Raw genomic sequence first — 21,641 nt, 5'->3', positions numbered from 1 at the left:
CTGAAAGGCTCAAAAATCGGCTCCCTCTCCCTTGGGAGAGGGCTGGGGTGAGGGGTAGATCCAACACAGAACACAAGCCGACCGCATGCTTTTCCACCACTCAACACAATGAGCGTTAGCTCGAGTACCGCTTTTGATCTGAGGGCCCGTCGGCAGGCTGAGTGGAGGGATTGATCCGGGGGTGGGAGCGCAGCGACCGTTTGGCGCAGCCAAACACAGCGAGAGGAGGTGCAGCGAAGCAAACCGTAGGCGCTGCCCCCCGGATGAATCCCGGAGCGAAGGAACCCGAGCCTAAGCGAGGGCCGAACGTCAGGGCACAGACCTTTTGGTTACTTTTGGGGCGTTTGCCAAAAGTGACCCGCCGTAAGGGCGGAACCATAGGAGGCCGTGACCGCAGCAACGGATATGCACACAATTCCAGCCCGATAACCGCCCACAAAAAAAATGCCCCGATCTCTCAACCAGGGCATTTCACTCAAACCACGTAACCAGAACTTAGTGCGAAACCGCCCCGCTCGCCCCAAGGCCAGTCTGCGAACGCACAAACTGCGGGAAGAACAGCGCCCGCTCGTTCTCGGCTGCTGCGGACTTGTCGGTAATCGAGAAGAACCAGATCCCGATGAACGCGATCACCATCGAGAACAGCGCCGGGTACTCGTAAGGGAAGATCGCCTTCTCGTGATGCAGAATCTGCACCCAGATGGTCGGACCAAGGATCATCAGCCCCACCGCACTCACCAGCCCCAGCCAGCCACCGACCATCGCACCGCGGGTGGTCAGCTTCTTCCAGTACATCGAAAGCAACAGCACCGGGAAGTTGCAGCTCGCCGCGATGGAGAACGCCAGGCCGACCATGAACGCGATGTTCTGGCTCTCGAACAGGATACCCAGACCGATCGCCAGCACGCCCAGGGCGATGGTGGTGATCTTCGACACGCGAATCTCATCCTTGTCGTTGGCCTTGCCCTTCTTGATCACGCTGGCATACAGGTCGTGCGACACCGCCGAAGCACCGGCCAGAGTCAGACCGGCCACCACCGCCAGAATGGTCGCGAACGCCACCGCCGAGATGAAGCCGAGGAAGATGCTGCCACCCACCGCGTCAGCCAGGTGCACCGCCGCCATGTTGTTGCCGCCGAGCAGAGCGCCCGCCGCATCCTTGAAAGCCGGGTTGGTGCTGACCAGCAGGATCGCGCCGAAGCCGATGATGAAGGTCAGAATGTAGAAGTAACCAATGAAGCCGGTGGCGTACAGCACACTCTTGCGCGCTTCTTTCGCATCACTCACGGTGAAGAAACGCATCAGGATGTGCGGCAGGCCGGCAGTACCGAACATCAATGCCAGACCCAGGGAGAACGCCGAAACCGGATCTTTCACCAAACCGCCCGGGCTCATGATCGCTTCACCTTTCGGGTGAACCTTGATCGCCTCGGAGAACAGCATGTTGAAGTCGAAGTTGACGTGCTTCATCACCATCAGCGCCATGAACGAGGCACCGGACAGCAACAGCACCGCCTTGATGATCTGCACCCAGGTGGTCGCCAGCATGCCGCCGAACAGCACGTACATGCACATCAGGATACCGACCAGAATCACCGCCACGTAGTAGTCGAGACCGAACAGCAGCTGGATCAGCTTGCCGGCACCCACCATTTGCGCGATCAGGTAGAACGCCACCACTACCAGCGAACCGCAGGCAGACAGGGTGCGGATCTGGGTTTGCCCGAGGCGGTAGGACGCCACGTCGGCAAAGGTGTATTTACCCAGGTTACGCAGGCGCTCGGCGATCAGGAACAGAATGATCGGCCAGCCCACCAGGAAGCCGATCGAGTAGATCAGGCCGTCGTAGCCGGAGGTGAACACCAGCGCGGAAATCCCCAGGAAGGACGCCGCCGACATGTAGTCACCGGCAATCGCCAGACCGTTCTGGAACCCGGTGATCTTGCCGCCCGCTGCATAGTAGTCGGCGGCCGACTTGTTGCGCTTCGAGGCCCAGTAGGTGATGCACAGGGTCGCACCGACGAACACCACGAACATGGCGATGGCGGAAACGTTGAGCGGTTGTTTGTGGACTTCGCCGGTCAAGGCGTCAGCGGCCCAGACGGCTGGCGCGAACGCTGCGATGCTCAAAAGAGCCAGTAGACGCCGGATCATTGCTGAGCCTCCTTGAGAATCGCATTGTTCAGGTCGTCAAACTCGCCGTTGGCGCGCCGTACGTAGATCGCGGTCAGGATGAAGGCCGAGACAATCAGACCGACACCAATCGGAATACCCCAGGTAATCGACGACCCGGGACTGAGTTTCGCCCCGAGCACTTGCGGCCCGTATGCGATCAGCAGGATGAATCCGGAGTACAGCCCGAGCATGATCGCCGAGAGTATCCAGGCGAATTTTTCTCTTTTTCGCACCAGCTCCTTGAAGCGCGGGCTGTTTTGAATCGAGAGGTAAATGCTGTCGTTCATTGTTTTTATCCTCGCAGCACAGATTATTGTTGGAACGTATCCACTGTATGCGGCTGCGGAACGGGTTCCAGACGACCTTAGTATTAGAACGACATGACGTTTTCGCCAATTTTCGGACGGTAATTAGCCGAAAGAATTGGAAAGAGGCTTTGAGACAGCCGTAAACCCTGCAAGACGGGACTTGTCGCTGGAAACAAATGTGGGAGCGAGCTTGCTCGCGAAGGCGTCGTGTCAGCCAACATTTCTGTCAACTGTTACACCGCTTTCGCGAGCAAGCTCGCTCCCACAGGGGTCAGGCGTTGTTGGTACTTTTATTTGGTCCAGTCAGCCACGCGATCCGGGTGTTTGGCGACCCAATCCTTGGCCGCCGCCTCAGGCTTGGCGCCGTCCTGGATGGCCAGCATGACTTCGCCGATCTCGTCTTTCGACGCCCACTGGAAGTTTTTCAGGAACTTGGCGACTTCCGGAGCCTTGGTCGCGAGTTCTTTGCTGCCGATGCTGTTCACGGTTTCAGCCGCGCCATACACGCCTTTCGGGTCGTCGAGGAAGCGCAGTTTCCACTTGGCGAACATCCAGTGCGGCACCCAACCGGTGACGGCAATCGATTCGTTCTTCTTCTCCGCACGGGTCAGCTCGGCAATCATGCCGGCGCCGGAACTGGCCTTGAGCGTATATTTGTCCAGGCCGTAATCCTTGATCGCCTGATCGGTTTTGAGCATCACGCCCGAGCCGGCGTCGATGCCGACGATGCGGTTCTTGAAGGTGTCATCGGTCTTGAGGTCTTCGATCGATTTCGCCTTGACGTACTCCGGCACGATCAGGCCGATTTTCGCGTCCTTGAAGTTCGGGCCGTAATCGACGACCAGATCCTTGTTCTTCGTCCAGTACTCGCCGTGGGTCACCGGCAGCCATGCCGAGAGCATCGCGTCGAGTTTGCCGGTGGCCACGCCCTGCCACATGATCCCGGTGGCGACGGCTTGCAGCTTCACGTCGTAGCCGAGTTTCTGCTTGATCACCTCGGCCGCTACGTGAGTGGTCGCGACGCTGTCGGACCAGCCGTCAACGTAACCGATGTTCAGGGTCTGTTTTTCAGCGCTGGCGAATGTGGAACTCATCGCAAGTACCAGAGCGGCACCTGCGCCTAAAAGTCGTCGCATCTTCATCGTTTACTTCCCCGAAATGCTGCGCCCGACGGATGCCGGGCATCGTCAACGTATTGTTATGGTGCACAGCGCCCCCATCACGCCTGACCGCAAACTCGCTCGAATGCCAGTGGAGTACTGACGCTTTCGATCATCGGCCTGACGCCCGTAGCGACCTGCTCTGTCAGCGACCTCAATACACCGAGAAACGACATCAGAAGGCCATTAATCGCCTCTGAATAATTGGCGCCAGACAATCCGCCCGAACTTTGCATGTGCAAATCATGCAGGCCACCAACCCGCGGATAAATGCAGGTAACATGCGTCGCTTTGCAGCCACTCGGCCTGACCATGTCCGCGACTTCCCGCTTCCCGTTTGTTCCTTATCTCTTCGCCTGCCTGCTCGGCCTGTTTGCCCTTGGCGGCTTCTGGTACGGCCTCGGCAAACCGGTGATCCTGCCGGACGCCGCGACCCCGACGCACAAGTTGCAATGCGCCTCCTACACGCCATTCGACAAGGACCAGTCGCCGTTCGACGTGCCGTTCAAGCTGCGCCCGGAGCGCATGGACGCCGACCTCGCCCTGCTGGCGACGCGTTTCGAATGTATCCGCACTTATTCGATGACCGGCCTCGAAGCCCTGCCGCAACTGGCGCGCAAGCACGGTCTGAAGTTGATGATCGGCGCCTGGGTCAACAGCAACCCGGCGGACACCGAGAAAGAAGTCGACCTGCTGATTGCTTCGGCCAACGCCAACCCGGATGTGGTCAGCGCGGTGATCGTCGGCAACGAAGCGTTGCTGCGCAAGGAAGTCACCGGCGCGCAACTGGCGAAGCTGATCAACAAGGTCAAAAGCCAGGTCAAGCAACCGGTCACCTATGCCGATGTCTGGGAGTTCTGGCTCAAGCACCCGGAAGTCGCGCCGGCGGTGGATTTCCTGACCATTCACTTGCTGCCGTATTGGGAAGATGATCCGTCGAACATTGACGTCGCTCTGCAACATGTGGCGGATGTGCGTCAGGTGTTCGGCAACAAATTCGCGCCCAAGGACGTGATGATCGGCGAAACCGGCTGGCCCAGCGAAGGTCGCCAGCGAGAGACCGCCCTGCCGAGCCGGGTCAACGAGGCCAAGTTCATTCGCGGTTTTGTCGCGATGGCCGAGAAGGAAGGCTGGCATTACAACCTGATCGAGGCGTTCGACCAGCCATGGAAACGTGGCAGCGAAGGTGCGGTCGGCGGTTACTGGGGCCTGTTTGATGCCGATCGCCAGGACAAGGGTGTGCTCGCCGGACCGGTGACCAACGTGCCGTACTGGAAGGAATGGCTGGGCATCGGCGGGCTGATTTTCCTCGGCACGCTGCTACTCGGCGGCCGGGTTCGCACCACGCAATCGGCGTTGGTTCTGCCCCTGCTTGCGGCAGTTGCAGCCTGCTCGATCGGCGCCTGGGGCGATCTGGCGCGAGTGACCACGCGGTTTGCCAGCGAATGGCTGTGGGTCGGCTTGCTGACAGCGTTGAATCTGTTGGTGCTGGCGCATGCCGCGCTGACCTTGAGCAACCGCCAGGGTTGGCGTGAACGGGCGTTCCATCTGCTGGAACGGCGTGCTGGATGGCTGGTTGCCGTGGCCGGTTTTGCGGCGGCGGTGATGATGCTGGAGATGGTGTTCGACGCGCGTTATCGCAGTTTCGCCAGCATGGCGTTCATCCTGCCGGCGCTGGTTTTCGTGTGCCGTCCGGTCAGCGTGCCACGCCGGGAAATCGCCCTGCTGACCTTTATCATCGGCGCCGGCATTGCGCCGCAGCTGTATGAAGAAGGATTGTTGAATCAGCAGGCGTGGGGCTGGGCGCTGGTCAGCGGGTTGATGGTGGCGGCGTTGTGGCGCTGCCTGCGGGTTCGCAATCGCTGATCTCCAGAGGCCAGTCTGGCCCCTTCGCGAGCAAGCCCGCTCCCACATTTAATCGGGTTCCTCCAGTTGGAATGCAATCGAATGTGGGAGCGGGCTTGCTCGCGAAGGCTGACTCTTAGGCGCTACGGGATTCCCGGACCAACCGCAACCCGGCAATCACCAGCGCAAACACCGCCAGCGTCGTGTTGTACAACGCCAGCGCCGGCAACCCGAACACCAGCGCCAGCACCGCCAGCCACCACCCTGCCCGCCCGGGCAACACAAAACCCAGCAGCGCCGCACCCAGCGCGGTCCAGCCCAACACCTTGAAGTGGATCATCAGCCCCAGGTTCGAACGCACCGAGCATTCCCAACGGCTCGCTTCATCGACGCAGATGCCAACCCACTGTCCGTCCTCCATGAAGCCATAACGCGCGCCATAACTGGCGGCCAGCCACAGCGGCAACAGCACGAGCAACAGAATCACGGGCAAGCGGCGGGACATGAATCTCTCCAATCAACGAAATCGGCGGCCAGCTTAATCTGCCCGCACGCATTGGCAAGCACTAACAACTGTTAACTGGTCATCCGCGCCTTGCAAAGTGTATCGTCCAGCTACTATTACTCCGAATTCTGCCTGTTTGGTGCCGAGGCATGGCACTTTGGCGCGAGCCCGGTGGTCATAGCCTGCGAACTTCATTCGGCACCTTCCTTTAAGGGATCCAGTCATGCTCCGTTCCTTGCGCTTCGCCGCGCTGTTCAGCGGCCTTATTCTGAGTGCGTCCGCACTGGCGGTGGATATCGATGCCGCCAGTTATGGCTATCCCCTGACCAACCCGTTCGAGGCGACCATCGCCACCACGCCACCGGACCTGCGCCCGGAGTTGCCGTCGAACGACGAGATCAATCAGTCCGACCACAGCATCACCCTGCGCCCGGAACGCGCCTTCATCCTCCCGGACAATTTCTGGGCGGTGAAAAAACTCACCTACCGCATCGCCGAGCAGGACAAACCGGCGCCGCTGATCTTCCTGATCGCCGGCACCGGTGCGCGCTATGACAGCACGCTCAACGAATACCTGAAGAAGCTCTACTACAAGGCCGGCTACCACGTCGTGCAGTTGTCGTCGCCCACCAGCTTCGACTTCATCAGCGCCGCTTCACGCTTCGCCACCCCGGGCATCACCAAGGAAGACGCCGAAGACATGTACCGGGTGATGCAGGCCGTGCGCGCGCAGCATCCGAAACTGCCGGTCACCGAGTACTACCTCAGCGGCTACAGCCTCGGCGCACTGGATGCCGCGTTCGTCGCGCATCTGGACGAGACCCGACGCAGCTTCAACTTCAAGAAAGTCCTGCTGCTCAACCCGCCGGTCAACCTCTACACCTCGATCAGCAACCTCGACAAGCTGGTACAGACCGAGGTGAAGGGCATCAACAACAGCACCACCTTCTATGAACTGGTGCTGAACAAGCTGACCCGCTACTTCCAGCAGAAAGGCTACATCGACCTCAATGACGCCCTGCTCTACGACTTCCAGCAGTCGAAGCAGCACCTGACCAACGAACAGATGGCGATGCTGATCGGCACTTCGTTCCGTTTCTCGGCGGCAGACATTGCCTTCACCTCCGACCTGATCAACCGTCGTGGCCTGATCACCCCGCCGAAATTCCCGATCACCGAAGGCACCAGCCTCACGCCGTTCCTCAAGCGTGCGCTGCAATGCGACTTCGACTGCTACCTGACCGAACAAGTGATTCCGATGTGGCGCGCGCGCACTGACGGCGGCAGCCTGCTGCAACTGATCGATCAGGTCAGCCTGTACGCACTCAAGGATTACCTGCACGACAGCCCGAAAATCGCCGTCATGCACAATGCTGATGACGTGATCCTCGGCCCGGGCGACCTCGGTTTCCTGCGCAAGACCTTTGGCGATCGCCTGACCGTTTACCCACTGGGCGGCCATTGCGGCAACCTTAACTACCGCGTCAACAGCGACGCCATGCTGGAGTTTTTCCGTGGCTAAATATCTCCTGCTGATTGCAGCGCTCCTCAGTGCAGGCGTGGCCCAGGCCGACAACAGCAAAGCCAACGCGCCGGTGGTGGTCGACAGCGATGGCTTCAAGGAGCCGCTGTCCAAACTCAAGTTCAACCCGGGGCTGGACCAGCGTGAGTTCGAGCGCTCGACGCTCAACGCACTCAACGTCTATGACCCGCTGGAGTCGTGGAACCGCCGCGTCTACCACTTCAACTACCGCTTCGACCAATGGGTGTTCCTGCCGGTGGTCGACGGCTATCGCTACGTGACGCCAAGCTTCCTGCGCACCGGGGTGAGCAACTTCTTCAACAACCTTGGCGACGTGCCGAACCTGGTCAACAGCCTGCTGCAGTTCAAGGGCAAGCGCTCGATGGAAACCACCGCGCGCCTGTTGCTCAACACCACTATCGGCATTGCCGGTCTGTGGGATCCGGCCACCGCCATGGGCCTGCCGCGCCAGAGCGAAGACTTCGGTCAGACCCTGGGCTTCTACGGCGTACCGGGCGGTGCCTACTTCGTGTTGCCGATCCTCGGCCCGTCGAACATTCGCGACACCGCCGGCCTGGCCGTGGACTACACCGCCGAATCGGCAATCAACTACCTGAATGTGTCGGAAGTCAGCTCCAACCACCCGGAAATCTGGGCCCTGCGCGCGGTCGACAAGCGCTACCAGACCAACTTCCGCTACGGCCAGATGAACTCGCCGTTCGAGTACGAGAAAGTGCGTTACGTCTACACCGAGTCGCGCAAGTTGCAGATTGCCGAGTAACCTCAGCGACAACAAAAAAGGGCCATTCGATGCGAGTCGAATGGCCCTTTTTCATGGCACAACCTGGATCAAACTGTGGGAGCGGGCTTGCTCGCGAATGCGGTGAATCAGCCAGCATATTCTTCGACTGACACACCGCATTCGCGAGCAAGCCCGCTCCCACAGGAGTGATGTGTTTATCCTTTGATCGCGCGCCAGATCTTGCCGACCACCGAAACCACCGCCAGCACTGCCGCGCCCGCGATGATCCCCGCCACGCCATTGAGCAGCACAGGGACTGCAAACCCGGCGCTACCGGCCGCCACACCGACACTTTCAATCCAGTGATGCAGCACAGGAACGCCGTGGGTAAGGATGCCGCCACCGACGAGGAACATCGCCGCTGTGCCGATCACCGACAGGCCTTTCATCATGTACGGGGCGGCGCGCAGGATTGCATTGCCGATGTTTTTTGCTGCCGCACCCGATTTCTGGGTCAGCCACAGGCCTAGATCGTCGAGTTTGACGATGCCGGCCACCAGGCCATAAACCCCCACGGTCATGACGATGGCGATGCCCGACATGACGATCACTTGCTGGGTCAGCGAAGCGTCGGCCACGGTGCCAAGTGTGATGGCGATGATTTCCGCCGAGAGGATGAAGTCAGTGCGGATCGCGCCTTTGATCTTGTCCTTCTCGTAAGCCACCAGATCGGTGGTCGGCTCGGCCACCGCCGCGCTCAATTGCGCGTGGTCGGCATCATCTTCGGCCTTGCTGTGCAGGAACTTGTGCGCGAGCTTCTCGAAACCTTCGAAACACAGGTACGCGCCGCCGACCATCAACAGCGGCGTCACCAGCCACGGCACGAACGCACTGATCGCCAGGGCCGAGGGCACCAGGATCAGCTTGTTGAGAAACGAGCCCTTGGCGACCGCCCAGACCACCGGAATTTCCCGCTCGGCGCGCACGCCGGAGACTTGCTGGGCATTGAGCGCCAAGTCATCGCCGAGTACGCCGGCGGTCTTCTTCGCGGCCATTTTGCTCATCAACGCCACATCATCCAGAACGGTGGCAATATCGTCGATCAGCACCAGCAAACTGCTTCCTGCCATGAATCTTGTTTCCTTATGTGAATAATGCCGCGCAGCATACCGCGACTGCGGGCCACACGGGGCATTCTTGAGCCATGCGCGAGGCCGGTGCTACCATGCGCAACCGCCAGAACAGGCAAGGAACCACCGGGTTTATGAGCACAATCCGCGAGCGCAACAAAGAACTGATCCTGCGTGCCGCCAGTGAGGAATTTGCCGACAAGGGCTTCGCTGCGACCAAAACCAGCGACATCGCCGCCAAGGCAGGATTGCCCAAGCCCAACGTTTACTACTACTTCAAATCCAAGGAAAACCTCTACCGCGAGGTCCTGGAAAGCATCATCGTGCCGATCCTGCAGGCTTCGACCCCGTTCAACCCGGACGGCGTACCGAGCGAAGTGCTCAGCGGCTACATCCGCTCGAAGATCCGCATCTCCCGCGACCTGCCCTTCGCCTCCAAGGTGTTCGCCAGCGAAATCATGCACGGCGCCCCGCACTTGAGCGCCGACCTGGTGGAGCAGCTCAACAGCCAGGCCAAGCACAACATCGACTGCATCCAGAGCTGGATCGACCGCGGCCAGATCGCCCCGATCGACCCCAATCACCTGATGTTCAGCATCTGGGCCGCGACCCAGACCTACGCCGACTTCGACTGGCAGATCTCTGCTGTAACCGGCAAGGACAAGCTGGACGAGGCGGATTATGAAGCGGCGGCGCAAACGATTATCCGGTTGGTGTTGAAAGGGTGTGAGCCGGATCAGTAAGACCGCGCTGACGCCATCGCGAGCAGGCTCACTCCTACAGGGGAATGCATTCCAAATGTAGGAGTGAGCCTGCTCGCGATCGAGGCGACACGGTTTCGGCTCAAACCCAAATCGCATCCCACAGCGGATAGTCTCCAAGCCTCTCCACCAGTCCAGCCCGCAATGGGTTGGCGACGACATACCTTGCCATCTTCACTAAATCCTCCTCCCGCCGCAGTGCCCGGTCATGAAACCCTCTTTGCCAGAGGCCATTATTTCTACCGGTAGCCTGATTCACCGCTTTGGTACTTAGCGACTTGGTCTTTTGCATCAGTTCGCTCAAAGACCCGCTCTGCAATTCGATTAACCAATGAAAATGATCTGGCATTACCACCCACGCCAGTGAGTTCGCCAAGCCGAGATCTTGTGCACGCCGAAATTGATGAACCACCAATCGGCCCAAAGCAAAATCGGCAAAGATCGGTTTGCGATCAAGAGTGTTGGTCGTCAGTAGGTAGATTCGATTGGGCTCGGCATAGCGACCGGCTCGCAATCGGTGTGCAGCGGGTAGATCAGGCATTCCTTTGCCTCCCATGATCAGCTCATGAGAAGACTAGTTCTGCGTGCTCAAGTTGATGGGACAGACTCTTGGCTGGATGTTTCTGGGAGAGAGCTATCGCGAGCAGGCTCACTCCTACAGGGGTTTGTGGTGTTCAGACATTTTGTGTCCAACCAGGATCCCTTGTAGGAGTGAGCCTGCTCGCGATAGCGGTTAATCAATCAACGCAGATTCAAGCAGCCACCCCCGCATCCGCCCTCAAATCCAGCGCCTCTACCGCTTTGATCGCCACCTGCTCATCAATATCCGACAGATCGCCGCTAATCCCAATCGCCCCCAGCACATTCCCCGCCTGATCACGGATCAACACCCCGCCCGGGGCCGGGACGACGCTGCCCTGGCCCATGCTGTTGAGTGCGGCGATGAAGGCCGGGCGTTGTTGGGCGTCCAGCGCCAGCAGGCGTGAGCCCTTGCCCAGGGCGATGGCGCCCCAGGCTTTGCCGATGGCGATGTTCGGGCGCAGCAGGCTGGCGCCGTCTTCGCGTTGCAGGGTGATCAGGTGGCCGCCGGTATCGAGTACCGCGATGGTCAGCGGCGCGGCGTTGATCCCGCGCCCGGTGCTGATGGCTTCGTTGACCAGGTTGACTGCGACTTTCAAGGTTAAAGCGCTCATGGTGCCGTCCTCATTTTGTTATTGGGAAAGTCGTGGGGCTGCGCTTAAGTGCCGCAGCCCGATGCCACAAATAGAACACAATGAATTATTTTTTTGTATACAATAATTCTCGAAAGGCGCCACATGCGACGAAAAGCCACAGCAAAACCGGCTTCCGACGAATGAAACAGACGCTTGAGAAAATGGATTGACCTGCGCCGTCCGCCGTGAATACACTCTGCGCAAAGCCACTTGTATACAATTACAAAACGTAAAGAGGCACAAAACCATGAGCAAAATGAGAGCAATCGAAGCCGCCGTTCTGGTGATGCGCCGTGAAGGGGTTGATACCGCTTTTGGCATTCCGGGTGCTGCGATCAACCCGCTGTACTCCGCCCTGCAGAAAGTCGGTGGCATCGATCACGTCCTCGCTCGCCACGTCGAAGGCGCGTCACACATGGCCGAGGGTTACACCCGCACCAAGGCCGGCAATATCGGCGTGTGCATCGGTACTTCCGGCCCTGCCGGTACCGACATGGTCACCGGGCTCTACAGCGCCTCGGCCGACTCGATTCCGATCCTCTGCATTACCGGCCAGGCACCCCGCGCCCGTATGCACAAGGAAGACTTCCAGGCGGTCGACATCACCAGCATCGTCAAGCCTGTCACCAAGTGGGCGACCACGGTTCTGGAGCCGGGCCAGGTGCCTTACGCGTTCCAGAAAGCCTTCTACGAAATGCGCTCCGGTCGTCCAGGCCCGGTGCTGATCGACCTGCCGTTCGACGTGCAGATGGCTGAAATCGAATTCGACATCGATGCCTACCAGCCGCTGCCGCTGGCCAAGCCAACCGCGACCCGCGTTCAGGTCGAAAAGGCTCTGGCGCTGCTGGATCAGGCCGAGCGTCCATTGCTGGTGGCCGGTGGCGGCATCATCAACGCCGACGCCAGCGATCTGCTGGTGGAGTTCGCCGAGCTGACCGGCATTCCGGTGATCCCGACCCTGATGGGCTGGGGCACCATTCCCGATGATCACCCGCTGATGGTCGGCATGGTCGGTCTGCAGACGTCGCACCGTTACGGCAACGCCACGCTGCTCAAATCCGATGTGGTGCTGGGCATCGGTAACCGCTGGGCCAACCGTCACACCGGTTCGGTCGACGTCTACACCGAAGGCCGCAAGTTCATTCACGTTGACATCGAAGGCACGCAGATCGGCCGCGTGTTCACTCCGGATCTGGGCATCGTCTCCGACGCCGCTGCCGCGCTGACCGTGTTCATCGAAGTCGCCCGTGAATGGCAAGCCGCCGGCAAGCTGAAAAACCGTAGCGCCTGGCTGCAGGATTGCCAGCAGCGCAAGGCCAGCCTGCACCGCAAGACTCACTTCGACAACGTGCCGGTCAAGCCGCAACGCGTTTACGAAGAAATGAACCAGGTGTTCGGCAAGGACACCTGCTACGTCAGCACCATTGGTCTGTCGCAGATTGCCGGCGCGCAGTTCCTGCACGTCTACAAGCCGCGTCACTGGATCAACTGCGGTCAGGCCGGCCCGTTGGGCTGGACCATTCCGGCAGCGCTGGGCGTGGTCAAGGCCGATCCGAGCCGGAAAGTCGTGGCCCTGTCGGGGGACTATGACTTCCAGTTCATGATCGAGGAGCTGGCGGTCGGCGCTCAGTTCAAACTGCCTTACATCCACGTCGTGGTGAACAACTCGTACCTGGGGCTGATCCGTCAGGCCCAGCGCGGGTTCGAAATGGACTACTGCGTGCAGCTGTCCTTCGATAACCTGAACGCGCCGGAACTCAACGGTTACGGTGTCGACCACATCGCAGTCGCCGAAGGCCTCGGCTGTAAAGCCCTGCGGGTGTTCGAACCATCGGAAATCGCCCCTGCCCTGCGCAAGGCCGAACAGATGATCGAAGAGTTCAAGGTACCGGTGATTGTCGAGATCATCCTGGAGCGTGTGACCAACATCTCCATGGGGACCGAGATCAACGCCGTCAACGAATTCGAAGACCTGGCACTGGTCGGCAACGACGCGCCAACGGCGATTTCGTTGCTCGACTGAACGTAACTGGCTCCCTCTCCCTCCGGGAGAGGGCTGGGGTGAGGGAGCGATTTTGTGTCGTTCGGGGAATTTGGGGCCAACCCTGATTCCCCCCTCACCCTAACCCTCTCCCCCTGGAGAGGGGACTGATTGGGTTTAGTCTGACCACCCGCGTCAAAACCGTTTTAGGAGACCACCATGCCGCGTTTCGCTGCCAACCTGTCCATGCTGTTCACCGAACAGGATTTCCTTGCCCGTTTCGACGCCGCCGCCAAGGCCGGTTTCAGTGGCGTGGAATACCTGTTCCCGTACGACTTCAGCTCCGCCGAAATCAAGGCAAAGCTCGATGCCAACGGTCTGACCCAAGTGCTGTTCAACCTGCCGGCCGGTGACTGGGCCAAGGGCGAGCGCGGTATCGCGTGTCTGCCGGATCGCGTTGAAGAGTTCCGCGCCGGGGTCGATCTGGCGATTGCCTACGCGCAAGTGCTGGGCAACACCCAGGTCAACTGCCTGGCCGGTATCCGTCCGCAAGGCATTGATGACGCAACCGTCGAGAAGACCTTCGTCGCCAACCTCAAGTACGCGGCCGACAAGCTGCAGGCGGCGGGTATCAAACTGGTGATGGAAGCGATCAACACCCGCGACATCCCGGGCTTCTACCTGAACAACACGGCGCAAGCCCTGTCGATTCGCGAGCAGGTCGGCAGTGCCAATCTGTTCCTGCAATACGACATCTATCACATGCAAATCATGGAAGGCGATCTGGCTCGCACCCTGCAATCGCACCTGGCCGAGATCAACCACGTGCAGCTCGCGGACAACCCGGGGCGCAACGAGCCGGGCACCGGTGAGATCAACTACCGCTTCCTGTTCGAACACCTGGATCGCATTGGTTATCAGGGTTGGGTTGGCTGCGAATACAAGCCGCTGACCACCACCGAGGCCGGTCTCGGCTGGCTCAAGAGCCACAACGCAATTTAAGAGCACTGCAAAACCCTTGTGGGAGCGGGCTTGCTCGCGAATGCGGTGGTTCAGTCAACACGGATATTGAATGTTCCACCGCATTCGCGAGCAAGCCCGCTCCCACCCAAGGCAACACCCCCTATTTCGCTTGAGCAAGACAAAAACAAGAGGATTTTCTCATGGCTAAAATCGGATTTATCGGCACCGGCATCATGGGCCACCCAATGGCTTCGAACCTGCAGAAAGCCGGTCACAGCCTGTTCCTGTCGGCGCACCACGACGCCGCTCCGGCCGATCTGGTCGCCGCTGGCGCCGTCGCCCTGGCCAACCCGCGCGAAGTGGCGCAGGAAGCCGAATTCATCATCGTCATGGTGCCGGATACCCCGCAGGTCGACGACGTGCTGTTCCGCGCCGACGGCGTTGCTGCCGGCATCGGCAAAGGCAAAGTGGTGATCGACATGAGCTCGATCTCGCCGACCGCCACCAAGGCCTTCGCCAAGAAGATCAACGAGAAAGGCGCGCAATACCTCGACGCCCCGGTATCCGGTGGTGAAGTCGGCGCCAAGGCTGCGACCCTGAGCATCATGGTCGGTGGCGACGCCGATGCCTTCGAACGCGCACTGCCGCTGTTCCAGGCCATGGGCAAGAACATCACTCTGGTCGGTGGCAACGGCGACGGTCAGACCGCCAAAGTGGCGAACCAGATCATCGTCGCGCTGAACATCCAGGCCGTGGCTGAAGCGCTGCTGTTCGCCTCGAAAAACGGCGCTGATCCAGCCAAGGTGCGTGAAGCGCTGATGGGCGGTTTCGCTTCGTCGAAGATCCTCGAAGTGCACGGCGAGCGCATGATCAAAGGCACCTTCGATCCGGGCTTCCGCATCAGCCTGCACCAGAAAGACCTGAACCTGGCCCTGCAAGGCGCCAAGGAGCTGAACATCAACCTGCCGAACACCGCCAACGCCCAGCAAGTGTTCAGCACCTGCGCGGCCATCGGTGGCAGCAACTGGGACCACTCGGCGCTGATCAAGGGTCTGGAACACATGGCCAACTTCTCGATTCGCGACAAAAAATAAAACCACTGCCCCACCGCTTGAACCTGTGGGAGCGAGCTTGCTCGCGAAGAGGGAGTATCAGTCGACATGGATATTGACTGATCCATCGCTTTCGCGAGCAAGCTCGCTCCCACAGGGATCTCTACCGCCCTTTCGAATAACAAGAATTCCGGGAGCCCGCCATGTCGGTCGATCCGCAACAACTGCTGCGCGAGCTGTTTGCCACAGCCATCGACGCGGCCCATCCGAACCAAGTCCTCGAAGCCCATCTGCCTGCCGATCGCACGGGTCGGGTGATCGTCATCGGTGCCGGCAAAGCCGCAGCTGCCATGGCGCAGGTGGTCGAGCGCTGCTGGCAGGGTGAAGTATCCGGTCTGGTGGTGACCCGTTACGGTCACGGCGCTCCGTGCGAAAAAATCGAAGTGGTCGAAGCCGCGCATCCGGTACCGGACGCTGCCGGTCTGGCCGTGGCCAAACGCGTGCTGGAACTGGTCAGCAATCTGACTGAAGACGACCGCGTGATCTTCCTGCTCTCCGGTGGCGGCTCTGCCCTGCTCGCGCTGCCGGCCGAAGGCATTACCTTGGCTGACAAGCAGTCGATCAACAAAGCCCTGCTCAAATCCGGCGCGACCATCGGCGAGATGAACTGCGTGCGCAAGCACCTCTCGGCGATCAAGGGCGGCCGCCTCGGTAAGGCTTGCTGGCCTGCCACCGTCTACACCTACGCAATTTCCGATGTACCGGGCGACCTCGCCACGGTCATCGCCTCCGGCCCGACCGTGGCCGACCCGAGCACTTCGGCCGAAGCGCTGGCGATCCTCAAGCGCTACAACATTGAAGTCCCGGCGACGGTGCGCAACTGGCTGCAAAGCGCGGAATCGGAAACGGTCAAACCCGGTGATCCGAGCCTCGCTCGCAGCCACTTCCAGTTGATCGCCCGCCCGCAGCAATCGCTGGATGCCGCGGCGGTGAAATGTCGTCAGGCCGGTTTCAGCACACTGATCCTTGGCGACCTGGAAGGTGAGTCCCGCGAGGTGGCGAAAGTCCACGCCGGCATCGCTCGGCAGATCATCAACCATGGTCAGCCGTTGGCGGCGCCGTGCGTGATTCTTTCCGGCGGCGAAACCACGGTCACCGTGCGCGGCAATGGCCGTGGCGGACGCAACGCCGAATTTCTCCTGAGCCTGACCGACAGCCTCAAGGGCCAGCCCGGCGTTTATGCGCTGGCCGGTGACACCGACGGCATCGACGGCTCGGAAGACAACGCCGGCGCGATCATGGCCCCGGACAGCTACGCCCGCGCCGCCGCTCTGGGCCTGAGCGCCAGCGACGAGCTGGATAACAACAACGGCTACGGCTACTTCGAGGCGCTCGACGCGCTGATCGTAACCGAGCCGACCCGCACCAACGTCAACGACTTCCGCGCCATCCTGATCCTTGAGAACTGCAAATCATGACGCCTGATAAAAAGGTCAAAATCCTCGCCACCCTCGGGCCTGCCGTCGATGGCATCGAAGACATCCGTGAACTGGTCGAGGCCGGGGTCAACATCTTCCGCTTGAACTTCAGCCACGGCGATCACGCCGACCACGCCAAGCGTTATCAGTGGATCCGCGAAGTCGAGCGCCAGCTCAACTACCCGCTGGGCATCCTGATGGACCTGCAAGGGCCGAAACTGCGCGTCGGCAAGTTCGCCGACGGCAAGGTGCAGTTGCATCGCGGTCAGGCGTTTCGCCTCGATCTGGACGCTACGCCGGGCGATGAACGCCGGGTGAATCTGCCGCATCCGGAGATCATTGCCGCGCTGGAAGCCGGCATGGATCTGCTGCTGGATGACGGCAAACTGCGCCTGCGCGTGGTCAGCAAATACTCCGACGCGATCGACACCACCGTGCTCAACGGTGGCGAACTGTCGGACCGCAAAGGCGTGAACGTGCCGCAGGCGGTGCTCGATTTGAGCCCGCTGACCGCCAAGGATCGCCGCGATCTGAGCTTCGGTCTGGAGCTGGGTGTGGACTGGGTGGCGCTGTCGTTCGTGCAACGTCCGCAAGACATTCTCGAGGCCCGCGAACTGATCGGCGACAAGGCGTTCCTGATGGCGAAAATCGAGAAGCCGTCAGCAGTTGAACAACTGCGCGAAATCGCCGAACTGAGCGACGCGATCATGGTGGCGCGCGGTGACCTCGGTGTCGAAGTGCCGGCGGAAAGCGTGCCGCAGATCCAGAAGAACATCATCAGCACCTGCCGCGAACTCGGCAAACCGGTGGTGGTGGCGACGCAGATGCTCGAATCGATGCGCTTCTCCCCGGCACCGACCCGTGCTGAAGTCACTGACGTGGCCAACGCTGTGGCTGAAGGCGCGGATGCAGTGATGCTCTCGGCCGAAACCGCGTCCGGCGAATACCCGCTGGAAGCGGTGCAGATGATGAGCAAGATCATTCGTCAGGTTGAGAACGGTCCGGACTATCAGACTCAACTCGACGTCAGCCGACCGAAAGCCGAGGCGACGGTGTCCGATGCGATCAGCTGCGCGATCCGCCGCATCAGCAACGTGCTGCCGGTGGCGGTGCTGGTCAACTACAGCGAATCGGGCGCCTCGACATTACGTGCGGCGCGGGAACGGCCGAAAGCGCCGATCCTCAACCTGACGCCGAACCTGCAGACGGCACGACGTTTGAGTGTGGCGTGGGGTATTCATTCGGTGGTCAACGATCGCCTGCGTCAGGTCGATGAAGTGTGTTCGACCGCGCTGGAAATCGCTCAGGCGCAAGGCATGGCCGAGCGTGGCGATACGTTGCTGATCACTGCCGGGGTGCCGTTCGGGCAGCCGGGATCGACTAACTCACTGCGGATCGAAACATTGATCTGACGATTGCGACTGAACCCTGTGGTGAGGGGATTCATCCCCGATTGACTGCGCAGCAGTCACCGCTTTCAAGAGAGTGACGGTTTTCACAGAAAAACCGCACTCCCCGATTGGGGGCCGCTTCGCAGCCCATCGGGGATAAATCCCCTCACCACAGGTAAGCAAGACCTTTTGATTTTCCAACTGCCCAGATTTTTTCAACATGCCTGCCAATCATTTCAACACCCACTGCCCCGACTGGGCCGAGGCTTTGCTCAACGGTTTCAGTCAGATATTCCTTCAGCGCCACCCGCTATGCGGCCTGTTGTGCCTGCTGGCGATCCTGCTCACTGCGCCGGTGCTGTTTGCCGGCGCGCTGCTCGGGGCGGTCGCTGGATTGCTCACTGCACAGCGACGTAACTATGCCAAGGCTGATCGTCAGGCCGGTTTGTTCAGCTACAACGGCGTGCTGCTCGGCTTGTTACTGAGTCTGTATTTCCCCTGGTCACCGCTGCTGCCGCCGCTGATTCTGGCGGCTGGCGGCGTCAGTGCGATGCTCACTCAGCAATGGCTCAAACACGTTTACCGCAGTCGATCGATACCGGCCTACACCTCGCCATTCGTGGCCATCGGCTGGATCCTGTTGCTGTTCGCCGAGCCATCCGCGCCGACGGCGCACATCGAGATGAACACGCTGAACCTGCTCGCCGCAGGACTGCGTGGATTGGGTCAGGTGATGTTCCTCGAGCATCCGCTGGCCGGCGCATTGATCGGCATCGGCTTGTTGATCGCTGATCGCCGCGCCTTTTGCTGGGCATTGTTCGCGTCAGCCATCGGCCTTGCGTCCAGTCTGTTGCACCACGAAACCGGCGCGGCATTGCTGGGACTGGGCAGTTACAACGCGGTGCTCGCCGCCCTCGCCTTCAGTGCGCAGCGCCAGCAACCGTGGCTGCCGCTGCTGGGCATCGTCCTTGCGCTGCTGGTCACCCCGCTGTTCGCCGCTCTCGGTCTGGCGATGCTGACCGCGCCGTTCATCCTCGCCGGCTGGCTGATCCGCGCCGGGATCCAGATGCTCGGTAAAGCGGCCGTCGACGCCACGCCTTGCGCACAGGGGGACAATCAACCTAGGCTGCGCTGATCTTCAATTCAGGCGTTATCCATGGACAGCAGCAACAGTTGGCGCGAACGGCTTTACGTGATGATTTTCCAGAGCGACACCCTCGCCGGGCGGCGCTTCGACGGCACCTTGCTGTTGATCATCCTTGCCAGCCTGGTGGTGGTGATGCTCGACAGCATCGACAGCATTCACCAGAACTACGCCGATGTGCTGGCCTACATCGAGTGGGGTTTCACCGTCATTTTTCTCGGTGAATACATCCTGCGCCTGTATTGCTCACCGAAACCGTTGCGCTACGCCTTCAGTTTCTACGGACTGGTGGATCTGCTGGCGATCGTGCCGGGGATCCTCGCGCTGTATTACAGCGATGCGCAGTACCTGCTGATCATCCGCATCATTCGGATGCTGCGGATCTTCCGCGTGCTCAAGCTCAGCCCGTACCTCAAGCAAGCCAACTATCTGATGTCGGCGCTGCGCGGCAGCAAGCAGAAGATCGTGGTGTTTCTGGTCAGCGTCTGCACCCTGGTGACGGTGTTCGGCACCCTGATGTACGTGATCGAAGGCCCGGAACATGGCTTCACCAGCATCCCCAAAGGCATCTATTGGGCTATCGTGACGTTGACCACCGTCGGCTTCGGCGACATCGTGCCGAAGACCCCGCTGGGTCAGGTAATTTCTTCGCTGGTGATGATCACCGGTTACTCGATCATCGCCGTGCCCACCGGGATTTTCACTGCAGAACTGGCCAACGCCATGCGCGGCGAACAGCTGCAACATGACTGCCCGGTGTGCAAGAAAAACAGCCATGAACAGAACGCAGCGTTTTGCTCGCGGTGCGGCAGTCAGCTGTTTAAGAAAGTGGAATAAGCACAGAGCTTTTTAATCTTTAAATGACTATGCCAGCCCGGCTATAGTCGCTGGCAAAACGGTATCACCCCCGACCGTTATCACCGACACAACAAGGAATGCGCAGTGAAAAAACTCTTTGGCGCCTCACTTCTCGCCGCCGGTCTTGCCTTTGGCAGCGTGGCTCAAGCCGCACCGACCCTGCTCAACGTCTCGTATGACGTGATGCGCGATTTCTACAAGGATTACAACACTGCGTTCCAGAAACACTGGCAGGCCGAGCACAACGAAAACATCACCGTGCAAATGTCCTTCGGCGGTTCGAGCAAGCAGGCGCGTTCGGTGATCGACGGCCTGCCGGCTGACGTCATCACCATGAACATGGCGACCGACATCAACGCCCTCGCCGACAACGGCAAACTGGTGCCGGAAAACTGGGTCAGCCGCCTGCCGAACAACAGCGCACCGTTCACCTCGGCCACCGTGTTCATCGTCCGCAAAGGCAACCCGAAAGCCCTGAAAGACTGGCCGGACCTGCTCAAGGACGGCGTGCAAGTGATCGTGCCGAACCCGAAAACTTCGGGCAACGGCCGCTACACCTACCTCTCGGCCTGGGGCTACGTGCTGAAAAATGGCGGTGACGAGAACAAGGCCAAGGACTTCGTCGGCAAACTGTTCAAGCAAGCGCCAGTGCTCGATACCGGTGGCCGCGCCGCGACCACCACGTTCATGACCAACCAGATCGGCGACGTGCTGGTCACCTTCGAGAACGAAGCCGAGATGATCGCTCGCGAGTTCGGTCGCGATCAGTTCGAGGTGATCTACCCAAGCGTCTCCGCCGAGGCCGAACCACCGGTGTCGGTGGTCGACAAAGTGGTCGACAAAAAAGGCACCCGCGCCGCCGCCGATGAATACCTGAAATATCTGTGGTCGCCGGAAGGTCAGGAAATCGCCGCCGCCAACTACCTGCGTCCACGGGACCCGGCAGTGCTGGCGAAGTACACCGACCGTTTCCCGAAAGTCGATTTCCTGTCGGTGGAGAAAACCTTCGGCGACTGGCGTTCGGTGCAGAAGACCCACTTCAATGATGGCGGAATCTTTGATCAGATCTACAGCCAGTAAGATTTGGCGGACATGAAAAAGGCGACCCTCGGTGGTCGCCTTTTTCATGGCAGTTTTACCCTCACCCCAGCCCTCTCCCGGAGGGAGAGGGGGCCAACCGAGGTGTCTGGCGAGTTACATCGACCTGAAAGACCTTATGGATTATGGATTCGGCAACCAAGTTTCAGGTCGGCAAATTGCTTCAGCATCCCCCAAACAGTCCCCTCCCCCTCCGGTACATACACTCCCGGAGGGAGAGGGAGCCAACCGAGGTGTCTGGCGAGTTACATCGACCTGAAAGACCTTATGGATTATGGATTCGGCAACCAAGTTTCAGGTCGGCAAATTGCTTC

The 21,641-nt window shown here is 60.1% G+C and carries 19 protein-coding genes; 12 read left to right on the top strand and 7 right to left on the bottom strand.

Annotated features, from left to right (window positions below; genetic code table 11):
- Positions 1-495: 495 nt before the first annotated feature.
- From J1G18_RS25395 to J1G18_RS25385, 3 genes are all read right to left on the bottom strand, one after another.
- Complete coding sequence (locus tag J1G18_RS25395) at positions 496-2,154, bottom strand: cation acetate symporter (protein WP_098967874.1); 1,659 nt, start codon at positions 2,152-2,154, stop codon at positions 496-498.
- Entirely contained in the window at positions 2,151-2,462 is a 312-nt protein-coding gene (locus J1G18_RS25390; protein ID WP_027613950.1) for a DUF485 domain-containing protein, read from the bottom strand. Before J1G18_RS25390 ends, J1G18_RS25395 begins: the two co-directional genes overlap by 4 nt.
- 311 nt (positions 2,463-2,773) lie before the next feature.
- Positions 2,774-3,625, bottom strand: a complete 852-nt coding sequence (locus J1G18_RS25385) for a glycine betaine ABC transporter substrate-binding protein (protein WP_098967873.1) — start codon at positions 3,623-3,625, stop codon at positions 2,774-2,776.
- A 288-nt stretch (positions 3,626-3,913) separates the two neighbouring features.
- Here J1G18_RS25385 and J1G18_RS25380 point away from each other — a divergent pair, with 288 nt between their 5' ends.
- Positions 3,914-5,509, top strand: a complete 1,596-nt coding sequence (locus J1G18_RS25380) for a beta (1-6) glucans synthase (protein ID WP_223009055.1) — start codon at positions 3,914-3,916, stop codon at positions 5,507-5,509.
- A 115-nt stretch (positions 5,510-5,624) separates the two neighbouring features.
- Here the strand turns inward: J1G18_RS25380 and J1G18_RS25375 are convergent, their stop codons facing one another.
- The gene (locus tag J1G18_RS25375) at positions 5,625-5,993 is read right to left on the bottom strand and encodes a hypothetical protein (RefSeq protein WP_134785772.1); all 369 of its coding nucleotides are present in this window, start codon (positions 5,991-5,993) and stop codon (positions 5,625-5,627) included.
- A gap of 223 nt (positions 5,994-6,216) precedes the next feature.
- Here J1G18_RS25375 and J1G18_RS25370 point away from each other — a divergent pair, with 223 nt between their 5' ends.
- The gene (locus J1G18_RS25370) at positions 6,217-7,515 is read left to right on the top strand and encodes a serine/threonine protein kinase (RefSeq protein ID WP_027613946.1); all 1,299 of its coding nucleotides are present in this window, start codon (positions 6,217-6,219) and stop codon (positions 7,513-7,515) included.
- Positions 7,508-8,296: a VacJ family lipoprotein gene (locus J1G18_RS25365; protein ID WP_007969640.1), complete on the top strand. Its 789-nt coding sequence runs from the start codon at positions 7,508-7,510 to the stop codon at positions 8,294-8,296. The genes J1G18_RS25370 and J1G18_RS25365 overlap by 8 nt, the downstream gene beginning before the upstream one ends.
- Before the next feature lie 176 nt (positions 8,297-8,472).
- Here the strand turns inward: J1G18_RS25365 and J1G18_RS25360 are convergent, their stop codons facing one another.
- The gene (locus J1G18_RS25360) at positions 8,473-9,387 is read right to left on the bottom strand and encodes a DUF808 domain-containing protein (RefSeq protein ID WP_098967870.1); all 915 of its coding nucleotides are present in this window, start codon (positions 9,385-9,387) and stop codon (positions 8,473-8,475) included.
- 134 nt (positions 9,388-9,521) lie between these two features.
- On the opposite strand from J1G18_RS25360, the gene J1G18_RS25355 reads away from it, so the two are divergent.
- The gene (locus J1G18_RS25355) at positions 9,522-10,130 is read left to right on the top strand and encodes a TetR/AcrR family transcriptional regulator (protein ID WP_034151540.1); all 609 of its coding nucleotides are present in this window, start codon (positions 9,522-9,524) and stop codon (positions 10,128-10,130) included.
- 100 nt (positions 10,131-10,230) lie between these two features.
- Here J1G18_RS25355 and J1G18_RS25350 read toward each other — a convergent pair whose 3' ends face one another.
- Together J1G18_RS25350 and J1G18_RS25345 are read right to left on the bottom strand one after the other, a co-directional pair.
- Entirely contained in the window at positions 10,231-10,689 is a 459-nt protein-coding gene (locus J1G18_RS25350; RefSeq protein ID WP_223009052.1) for an REP-associated tyrosine transposase, read from the bottom strand.
- 211 nt (positions 10,690-10,900) lie between these two features.
- Complete coding sequence (locus tag J1G18_RS25345) at positions 10,901-11,341, bottom strand: GlcG/HbpS family heme-binding protein (protein ID WP_027613943.1); 441 nt, start codon at positions 11,339-11,341, stop codon at positions 10,901-10,903.
- A 268-nt stretch (positions 11,342-11,609) separates the two neighbouring features.
- On the opposite strand from J1G18_RS25345, the gene gcl reads away from it, so the two are divergent.
- The 8 genes from gcl (at position 11,610) to J1G18_RS25305 (ending at position 21,309) form a co-directional block, all read left to right on the top strand.
- Positions 11,610-13,385: a glyoxylate carboligase gene (gene gcl / locus J1G18_RS25340; protein WP_096796234.1), complete on the top strand. Its 1,776-nt coding sequence runs from the start codon at positions 11,610-11,612 to the stop codon at positions 13,383-13,385.
- Positions 13,386-13,562: 177 nt separating this feature from the next.
- Positions 13,563-14,345, top strand: coding sequence for a hydroxypyruvate isomerase (gene hyi / locus J1G18_RS25335; protein WP_223009042.1), 783 nt, complete (start codon positions 13,563-13,565; stop codon positions 14,343-14,345).
- A 161-nt stretch (positions 14,346-14,506) separates the two neighbouring features.
- Positions 14,507-15,400 (top strand): 2-hydroxy-3-oxopropionate reductase, encoded by an 894-nt coding sequence (locus J1G18_RS25330; protein WP_003222962.1) that lies wholly within the window; start codon positions 14,507-14,509, stop codon positions 15,398-15,400.
- Between the two features lie 161 nt (positions 15,401-15,561).
- A complete protein-coding gene (locus J1G18_RS25325; RefSeq protein ID WP_098967869.1) occupies positions 15,562-16,836 on the top strand; it encodes a glycerate kinase in 1,275 nt (424 codons plus the stop codon).
- Positions 16,833-18,248 carry a pyruvate kinase gene (gene pyk, locus J1G18_RS25320; protein WP_007961656.1) on the top strand — a complete coding sequence of 472 codons (1,416 nt, stop codon included), beginning with the start codon at positions 16,833-16,835 and terminating at the stop codon, positions 18,246-18,248. Before J1G18_RS25325 ends, pyk begins: the two co-directional genes overlap by 4 nt.
- 199 nt (positions 18,249-18,447) lie before the next feature.
- Positions 18,448-19,362: an urea transporter gene (locus tag J1G18_RS25315; RefSeq protein ID WP_135295237.1), complete on the top strand. Its 915-nt coding sequence runs from the start codon at positions 18,448-18,450 to the stop codon at positions 19,360-19,362.
- A gap of 21 nt (positions 19,363-19,383) precedes the next feature.
- Positions 19,384-20,208, top strand: a complete 825-nt coding sequence (locus J1G18_RS25310; RefSeq protein ID WP_095667160.1) for an ion transporter — start codon at positions 19,384-19,386, stop codon at positions 20,206-20,208.
- A 105-nt stretch (positions 20,209-20,313) separates the two neighbouring features.
- Positions 20,314-21,309: a sulfate ABC transporter substrate-binding protein gene (locus J1G18_RS25305; RefSeq protein ID WP_096796240.1), complete on the top strand. Its 996-nt coding sequence runs from the start codon at positions 20,314-20,316 to the stop codon at positions 21,307-21,309.
- Positions 21,310-21,641 lie beyond the last annotated feature (332 nt).

The sequence above is a fragment of the Pseudomonas sp. MIS38 genome (genome assembly GCF_019891575.1).
In the GTDB taxonomy this organism is placed as follows: domain Bacteria; phylum Pseudomonadota; class Gammaproteobacteria; order Pseudomonadales; family Pseudomonadaceae; genus Aquipseudomonas; species Aquipseudomonas putida_A.
This window is presented reverse-complemented; position numbering and strand designations above follow the sequence as displayed.

Coding starts and splice junctions, on each gene's coding strand:
- J1G18_RS25395 (WP_098967874.1), bottom strand. CDS start 2,154: ATGATCCGGCGTCTACTGGCTCTTTTGAGCATCGCAGCGTTCGCGCCA.
- J1G18_RS25390 (WP_027613950.1), bottom strand. CDS start 2,462: ATGAACGACAGCATTTACCTCTCGATTCAAAACAGCCCGCGCTTCAAG.
- J1G18_RS25385 (WP_098967873.1), bottom strand. CDS start 3,625: ATGAAGATGCGACGACTTTTAGGCGCAGGTGCCGCTCTGGTACTTGCG.
- J1G18_RS25380 (WP_223009055.1), top strand. CDS start 3,914: ATGCAGGTAACATGCGTCGCTTTGCAGCCACTCGGCCTGACCATGTCC.
- J1G18_RS25375 (WP_134785772.1), bottom strand. CDS start 5,993: ATGTCCCGCCGCTTGCCCGTGATTCTGTTGCTCGTGCTGTTGCCGCTG.
- J1G18_RS25370 (WP_027613946.1), top strand. CDS start 6,217: ATGCTCCGTTCCTTGCGCTTCGCCGCGCTGTTCAGCGGCCTTATTCTG.
- J1G18_RS25360 (WP_098967870.1), bottom strand. CDS start 9,387: ATGGCAGGAAGCAGTTTGCTGGTGCTGATCGACGATATTGCCACCGTT.
- J1G18_RS25355 (WP_034151540.1), top strand. CDS start 9,522: ATGAGCACAATCCGCGAGCGCAACAAAGAACTGATCCTGCGTGCCGCC.
- J1G18_RS25350 (WP_223009052.1), bottom strand. CDS start 10,689: ATGCCTGATCTACCCGCTGCACACCGATTGCGAGCCGGTCGCTATGCC.
- J1G18_RS25345 (WP_027613943.1), bottom strand. CDS start 11,341: ATGAGCGCTTTAACCTTGAAAGTCGCAGTCAACCTGGTCAACGAAGCC.
- gcl (WP_096796234.1), top strand. CDS start 11,610: ATGAGCAAAATGAGAGCAATCGAAGCCGCCGTTCTGGTGATGCGCCGT.
- hyi (WP_223009042.1), top strand. CDS start 13,563: ATGCCGCGTTTCGCTGCCAACCTGTCCATGCTGTTCACCGAACAGGAT.
- J1G18_RS25330 (WP_003222962.1), top strand. CDS start 14,507: ATGGCTAAAATCGGATTTATCGGCACCGGCATCATGGGCCACCCAATG.
- J1G18_RS25325 (WP_098967869.1), top strand. CDS start 15,562: ATGTCGGTCGATCCGCAACAACTGCTGCGCGAGCTGTTTGCCACAGCC.
- pyk (WP_007961656.1), top strand. CDS start 16,833: ATGACGCCTGATAAAAAGGTCAAAATCCTCGCCACCCTCGGGCCTGCC.
- J1G18_RS25315 (WP_135295237.1), top strand. CDS start 18,448: ATGCCTGCCAATCATTTCAACACCCACTGCCCCGACTGGGCCGAGGCT.
- J1G18_RS25310 (WP_095667160.1), top strand. CDS start 19,384: ATGGACAGCAGCAACAGTTGGCGCGAACGGCTTTACGTGATGATTTTC.